Here is a 6589-nt window from a genome sequence, read left to right as displayed (position 1 = left end):
GTCTTGGATAAGGCGGCGTGCAATAAGCATTGAACACGCAAATTGACCGTTGTAGCTTCGGTTGATTAACTCTAATTCGGCATCTAAAAAACGCTTATCAAATGATGCATTGTGTGCGACTAAATGGCTGTCACCGATAAAGTCTGTGAACTCATCCATCACTTCATTACAGCTTGCAGCCGTTGCTAACATTCGGTTAGATATTCCGGTGTAACTCTCAATAAAGCCACTGACGCGACAGCCCGGGTTCATTAAACGCTGGAAAGTATCTGTGACTTGCCCATCTACCAATTTAACGGCACCAATTTCAATCGCCCTATCACCCATGTTTGGGGATAATCCAGTGGTTTCAAAATCGAGAACAATAACGGTGTTTGCTAAACGTGTGGACACAAAAYGCTCCTAAACTTAGGGGAAATAGTTAGATAAGGTCGTAGTAGGGGAGTTAGCTAATTACGAGCTCAGTATAACCTGTCGATGAATCGAGTTCTCGGGAAAACGTCATGTTGTCGTAACGGTGAATGATTAGCTCAGCAGTATGAGAAATAATTGTCCCTTCAAGTAAATGCCCACCAATAACATTACCTTTTTCGTCAGCGGCMGAAATATGAATATGCTGGTGGGATTGTGTCAGTGTTCCCATCAAAGATACGATTTCGAAAGGGGCTGTAATTGTCTTCGTGAAGTCAGCATTAGCGAGGCGAATGTTGAGCTGAGAAACGCAACCGACACATGAAGCGATAGACCCTGCCTGAAGTTGACTTTCAGTGACTAAACGCTGGATTTCTAACTTTAAATCTTGGCCTTTGGTCAGGCGAATAGCTATTGGTGTGATCATAATACTACCTAAATTAAAGCGGAACTTTATAAGAAATATTACCCTCTGACAATTGATAAAGAGCGTTTAGTGGAAGTACCTACTGAACTATTGTTGATAATACTAATGACAGTTGTTTTTGTTGAATGAGTATGCAAGTTGTTGTTAAGAGGGAGATTGTGAATAAACGTAAAACTCTTTAAATTATCGCTTAAAATACGTGAAAATTCTGTTTTAGAGTGTGAACATTTTAAATGATGGAAAAGTTGATAATGTGACACTGTTAAATAAAAAATCATTTTTATATAGACGAAAAAAGGTCAAGATGATAAATATGGTATCACATCCTATATAGTGCTATTTGTCGTATGAAAGCCAGTAGTGAGTCAATTTATTCAAGAGGTTCCAATAACCCTTACCTCGTGGGTATATGCAACGTATTTATTAAATTACTCCCTGTGTCCATTATTGCTGCATTCTTACTTTTAGGCTCAAATGCTGCAACCTGGTTTGGCATAGGTGAGTACAGTGCTCAAATCGCCAAAGCGACTGTATTGGTTTCGCAAGTTTTCCCTGTGCTGTTAATCGTCTTCTATTCACAGGTAGTGGCCGATATAAAATTCCAACTCAAAGAATCGGTCATCATCTCTTCCCTTGTGAGTTACTTTATCATTTGTCAGCAGTGGGGACTGTTATCAAGTGAAATGATTGTGCCGAGTAACACATTTCTCGCTATTTGCTTGCCAATTGTAACAGGCCATATTGTTGCGTTGATTCGTCGTTTAAATATTGTCGAGAAAGAAGAGTTACCCACGGTGGTTGAGAAGTCGATTAGCCTTGTCTTCGTCTGTTGTTTAGCCGTGATTTGTATTTTCTCCCTGAGTACACTTTCAAAGTATTACTTAGTCGATTGGCTTCCCTTCGAATTACTTGTTCCCAGCTTTGACCCTAACTCACTGACTGATGGCATCTTTTATGAGTTAGCTCGTAATTTATTGTGGTCGGTGGGTATTAACGGACATGTTGTGTTTTCTTCCTATAAAACGGAAATCTACCAACTTACTGAATTGAGCATTCAAAATTATCACGAATTTGGTGCAGATATTCCGATTTTCACTTCTAACTTTTTTGATTTTTATGCGGGTATGGGCGGTGCGGGAAACACCCTTAGCTTGGTTCTCTGCATGCTTTTGTTTGCGAAAAACAAGGTATATAAAAAACTTGCGTTCACCGTGTTACTGCTAAGTATATTCAACATTAATGAGCCTGTGATTTACGGCTTGCCCATCATGTTTAATCCCATTTTAGTGATACCGTTTTTGATTACCCCTGTTGTCGGTTTATGTATCGCCTATTTCGCAACGTACACAGGAATCGTCCCTCCGATATCGGAATTAATGAGCTGGTTAACGCCTCCTGTGATCAGCGGTTACATAGGAACTGGAGAGCAGTTTTCGGGTGCCATTCTTCAAGTCGTTATATTGACGATTGGCTGTGCAATATACTTCCCGTTCTTTAGGCGTATGGAAGTGTTGAGCAACGATAATGTACTACTACCTAAAATTCAGTCTGAACGATTTTTTGCAAACCAAGATTTAGCGGGTTTTACTCGTTCAAATAGCGTGTTGCCTGAGCWTAATGCTAAATCTGAGTCTCAGAAAGCCATTCGTCAGTTGCAAAATAGCGGTGACTTCGTCCTTTTCTATCAGCCTCAATTCGATTTACACCTTAATAAATCAACATCTGCAGAAGTGCTTATCCGTCATCAAGACAAAGTAGGTAAAGTAACACCACCTCATTTTATCCAGCACTTTTCAAATTTAGGGTTGTTAACTGAGCTTGATCTCTGGGTCATGAAACAATCGCTAGAAGCAGTTACTCCTCTGGCTGAGAAAGATGACTTTAAAATCTCTATCAATGTTTCACCTGACACATTCTTGATTAACAATTTTTCAAGTATTGTGTTCGATATGATCAATCAGAGTCAGTTGAAATTCGAACAGGTTGAATTGGAAATTACCGAAGACACGCTTATTCGCGATGAGAAAGTGACGTTTGAAGTGCTTCAAGAATTAAAATCCTTTGGGGTTTCGATAGCCTTAGATGATTTTGGTTCGGGCTATTCTTCAATTGGCTACTTATCGAAATTTGAATTCGATAAGATCAAAGTTGATCGCTCACTTGTGGTTAATTCGAATACAGAGAAGGGAAGAAACCTGCTGAAACTGACGTGTGAGATAGCCTCTATCAGTGGTGCTAAGGTGATTGTTGAAGGGGTTGAAACACAGCAAGAGCTGGATCTCGTGAAATCACTGGAGGTTGACGTAGTACAAGGTTTTTATTTCCATAAGCCTATGCCGTTAGATGAACTCACCGCAGTATTAGAAGTATCTAACGTATAACATTTCTGGTTAAGCTCGTTCACTTGTAGGACTCAGAATAGAAAAAGGCGAAGTGTTAATATCACTTCGCCTTTGATTTTGTGGTGCTCAGTTTGTTAATTACAACTTATTGAGCAGTGCTGTTACTCTGCTTCTCTTTTATGCTTTGGCACAAAGTTAAGTACTGAAATTGGCACGGGCTTACGAGGCTCAAAGCCTTCGATTACTTTGCGAGTGATTAGGTGACCTAAACGCTTTTCAATAATACAAAGGTTCTTGAAGTCATTCTTTGATAGGAAAGAAATTGCTTCACCAGAAGCGTCAGCTCGACCAGTACGTCCGATACGGTGAACATAGTCATCAGCAGGGAAAGGCAAGTCGTAGTTCACTACGCGGCTTAAGTTGTCGATATCAATACCACGCGCAGCAACACCAGTTGCAACTAAGTACTTCAATTTACCCTTCTTAAAATCAGCGAGCACTTTCTCACGAACTGCCTGGCTACGGCCACTGTGGAAAGATTCAGCTTGGATGCCTCTTTTTTCAAGTTGGCTAACCAGCTTAGCTGCGCCGTGCTTTGTCTCGATAAAGATTAGCGCCTGATCCCAATCACCTTCAGTGATCATGTGGCTAAGTAGCGCAGATTTTCTGTCTTTATCGACAGTAACCAACCATTGCTCAATGCTTGCTTTTGATGCGTCATGCTTAGCAATTGAAATTTCTTCTGCTTCATTGATCGCGCTTTTAGCAAGATCGCGTACAGGGTTAGAAAGTGTTGCTGAGAACAATAAGTTTTGAATGTTCTGTGGAAGACGAGCGATGATCTTATTAATGTCTTCAATGAAACCCATGTCTAGCATGCGGTCAGCTTCATCAAGAACAAGTACTTCTACTTCGTCGAAATGAACAGCTCGTTGGCCGTACATATCGATTAAGCGTCCTGGAGTTGCCACCAGAATATCAACGCCTTCAATAAGGCGATCTTTTTGGTGCTGATATTTCACGCCACCGTACATCGCAAGTGAAGTCAGGTTTAGGTTCTTCGCATATTTAGTGATGTTTTGTTCTACTTGAATAGCAAGCTCACGAGTAGGCGTAAGAATTACCGCGCGAATACGTTTCTTTCGCTGCGTCTCACCTTTACTTAACATCTCTAGAATAGGTAGTACAAAGCTGGCTGTTTTACCTGTACCCGTTTGTGCAGCTGCGATTAGGTTTTTGCCAGAAAGAACGATTGGGATCGCTTTTTCCTGAATTGGTGTTGGCTTTTCGTAGCCTTGTTTTTTTACAGCTTTAACAATTGGGTCGCTTAATCCAAGTTTGGAAAATGGCATAGGTATCTCAAGTCATGGTGAATAGGGTATCGATTCTTATACGAAGATAAGAAATATGCGCGCATTCTACCATGATGCATTCAGACCGCTACTGATTCATGAGTTCATAGCCGCTATTCGCATAAGTAACTACCGATGACGTTGTAAAGGTACTTCTCTGCACCTAGTTAGGTGCCTAAGAGACTCGTATGTTCAGCCGGAATGTGGATAATAAGTTTTTTGTTAGTAAGAGTCTGTAACTATGGAAATTTCATCAACTGAACGTGATGCTGTGTATAAAACGATTTTTGCCCGCAGAGATGTTCGCGGACAGTTTCTTGCCGATGAAATCCCTGAAGATGTATTGATGCGAGTTCTTACCGCGGCGCACCATGCGCCAAGTGTAGGCTTTATGCAGCCATGGGATTTTGTGGTGGTGAAAGATAAAGAGACTAAGCAGAAAATTAAAAATGGGTTTAACCAAGCTCATGCTGAATCGGCTGAGATGTTTAATGATGAGAAGCAAGAGCAGTACAAGCGCTTAAAATTGGAAGGCATTGTTGAATCACCTATTGGAATTTGTGTTACGTGTGATAGAAGTCGAACAGGGCCTGTTGTTTTAGGTCGAACTATCAAGCAGGAAATGGACCTGTATAGCACGGTTTGCGCTGTTCAAAACCTATGGTTAGCGGCAAGGGCTGAAAACTTGGGGGTAGGTTGGGTGAGTATTTTACATGACTCAGCACTACGTGACGCGTTAGATATCCCAGAAAATATTGATATTGTTGCTTACCTTTGTGTCGGGTATGTCGAGCACTTTAAGGATAAACCGGAACTGGAAACACTAGGCTGGCTACCAAGAAGAGACGTCGCATCCGCTATTCATCACGGAAAGTGGAACCCGGAACAATTGAATAAAGACTAATTGCCTACGTTTCCCTTAGCTTAATATGGCGACCCCTATTTATTGGAGTTGGTAGTTTTAAGTAAGCGAATTGATAGAGTAATGCGGAGAGCGAACGGCTCTCTCACTAGTTACTGTATCGCGAGTTAAAGGACTAAGTTTAGTCTTCATCTAATATGAACTGATCTCGTAGCCATTGCATCGCTTGATCGTTCATGTTCGGTTTGCTCCAAACCAGGCTGTACGCAACTCTTCCATAAYCAAATGGCAAGGGCTTAGCAACCAGGCCTTGCGCTTGTCTCGCACGCTTTGACCATGCTTTTGAGCACGTAAACAAAAACTGAGTATGGTGACACATTACTGCAGCAGCACCGAAATCAGCGACTGAGATAGCAATATCACGAGCTTTATGCTGCTGAACTAAATACTGCTCAAAATACGGTGCAGCAAGCTCTTTATCTAAGATCGTGATGTGCTGATAGTCTAGATAATTGTCAGTAGTCAGCGTTTTATTGGCCAACGGATGTTCACTATCCATCAGGCAAACCATTTCGTCGGATAGGACATTTTTCCATACCAAGTCTTTGTTGTTGGTTGGAGGCTGACTAATGTCGTGTGGCAGAAGAATGAAGTCGACCTGCCCACTCAAAAGAGCATCAAATCCAAGCTGTTCCTTCGAATAAACACATAATGAAGCCTTTGGCGCAGAGTGTGTTGATATACGACTAATAATGGGAGCAAATAACTCAAAAGTACTTTCGCGCATGGATAAGCTAAAACTGCCTTGGTATTCCTCAGGAGAGAAACTTTTTTGATGCAGTAGCCCATTCAYACTCGATAAAATAGCATGAACGGTTGGGCCAATATTCACAGCGAAAGGAGTAGGGATAAGCTTGGTACCATCGCGGTAGAAGAGTTCATCTTTAAGTAACTCACGTAGCTGAGTTAAGGTTTTACTAACACTTGATGGGGTTACACACATTTGGTCGGCGGTAAGTGTGACACTGTGGGTATTTAGCATGATATGAAGTGCGGTTAGATGCTTTAAACTCACGCGCGATAAATGTAAGTAGTCCAATTGAATAACTCAGTAAATGAAGAACTTACGTAGTATAACCTTTCACGGCTTGGCGAAATATAGCCGTTTCGCCAAAATAATGGTCGAACCCAAAAT

At 41.3% G+C, this 6589-nt stretch carries 6 protein-coding genes; 2 read left to right on the top strand and 4 right to left on the bottom strand.

Annotated elements, in window-relative coordinates; translation table 11 throughout:
* Both L4C33_RS18310 and L4C33_RS18305 read right to left on the bottom strand, forming a co-directional pair.
* Positions 1-393, bottom strand: a 393-nt coding sequence (locus L4C33_RS18310) for a 3'-5' exonuclease (RefSeq protein WP_428813848.1), incomplete at its 3' end; no start/stop codon positions are given.
* A gap of 52 nt (positions 394-445) precedes the next feature.
* Positions 446-838, bottom strand: a complete 393-nt coding sequence (locus L4C33_RS18305) for a PPC domain-containing DNA-binding protein (RefSeq protein WP_428813847.1) — start codon at positions 836-838, stop codon at positions 446-448.
* 347 nt (positions 839-1185) lie between these two features.
* On the opposite strand from L4C33_RS18305, the gene L4C33_RS18300 reads away from it, so the two are divergent.
* Positions 1186-3219, top strand: coding sequence for an EAL domain-containing protein (locus L4C33_RS18300; protein ID WP_428813846.1), 2034 nt, complete (start codon positions 1186-1188; stop codon positions 3217-3219).
* Between the two features lie 122 nt (positions 3220-3341).
* Here the strand turns inward: L4C33_RS18300 and L4C33_RS18295 are convergent, their stop codons facing one another.
* The gene (locus L4C33_RS18295; protein ID WP_428813845.1) at positions 3342-4532 is read right to left on the bottom strand and encodes a DEAD/DEAH box helicase; all 1191 of its coding nucleotides are present in this window, start codon (positions 4530-4532) and stop codon (positions 3342-3344) included.
* Positions 4533-4773: 241 nt separating this feature from the next.
* Between L4C33_RS18295 and bluB the strand changes: the two genes are divergently transcribed.
* Positions 4774-5436 (top strand): 5,6-dimethylbenzimidazole synthase, encoded by a 663-nt coding sequence (bluB, locus tag L4C33_RS18290; RefSeq protein ID WP_428813844.1) that lies wholly within the window; start codon positions 4774-4776, stop codon positions 5434-5436.
* A gap of 139 nt (positions 5437-5575) precedes the next feature.
* Here bluB and L4C33_RS18285 read toward each other — a convergent pair whose 3' ends face one another.
* Positions 5576-6493 (bottom strand): LysR family transcriptional regulator, encoded by a 918-nt coding sequence (locus L4C33_RS18285; protein WP_428813843.1) that lies wholly within the window; start codon positions 6491-6493, stop codon positions 5576-5578.
* Positions 6494-6589: the final 96 nt, after the last annotated feature.

Origin of the sequence: Vibrio makurazakiensis (genome assembly GCF_050337375.1) — a bacterium.
In the GTDB taxonomy this organism is placed as follows: Bacteria; Pseudomonadota; Gammaproteobacteria; order Enterobacterales; family Vibrionaceae; genus Vibrio; species Vibrio makurazakiensis.
This window is presented reverse-complemented; position numbering and strand designations above follow the sequence as displayed.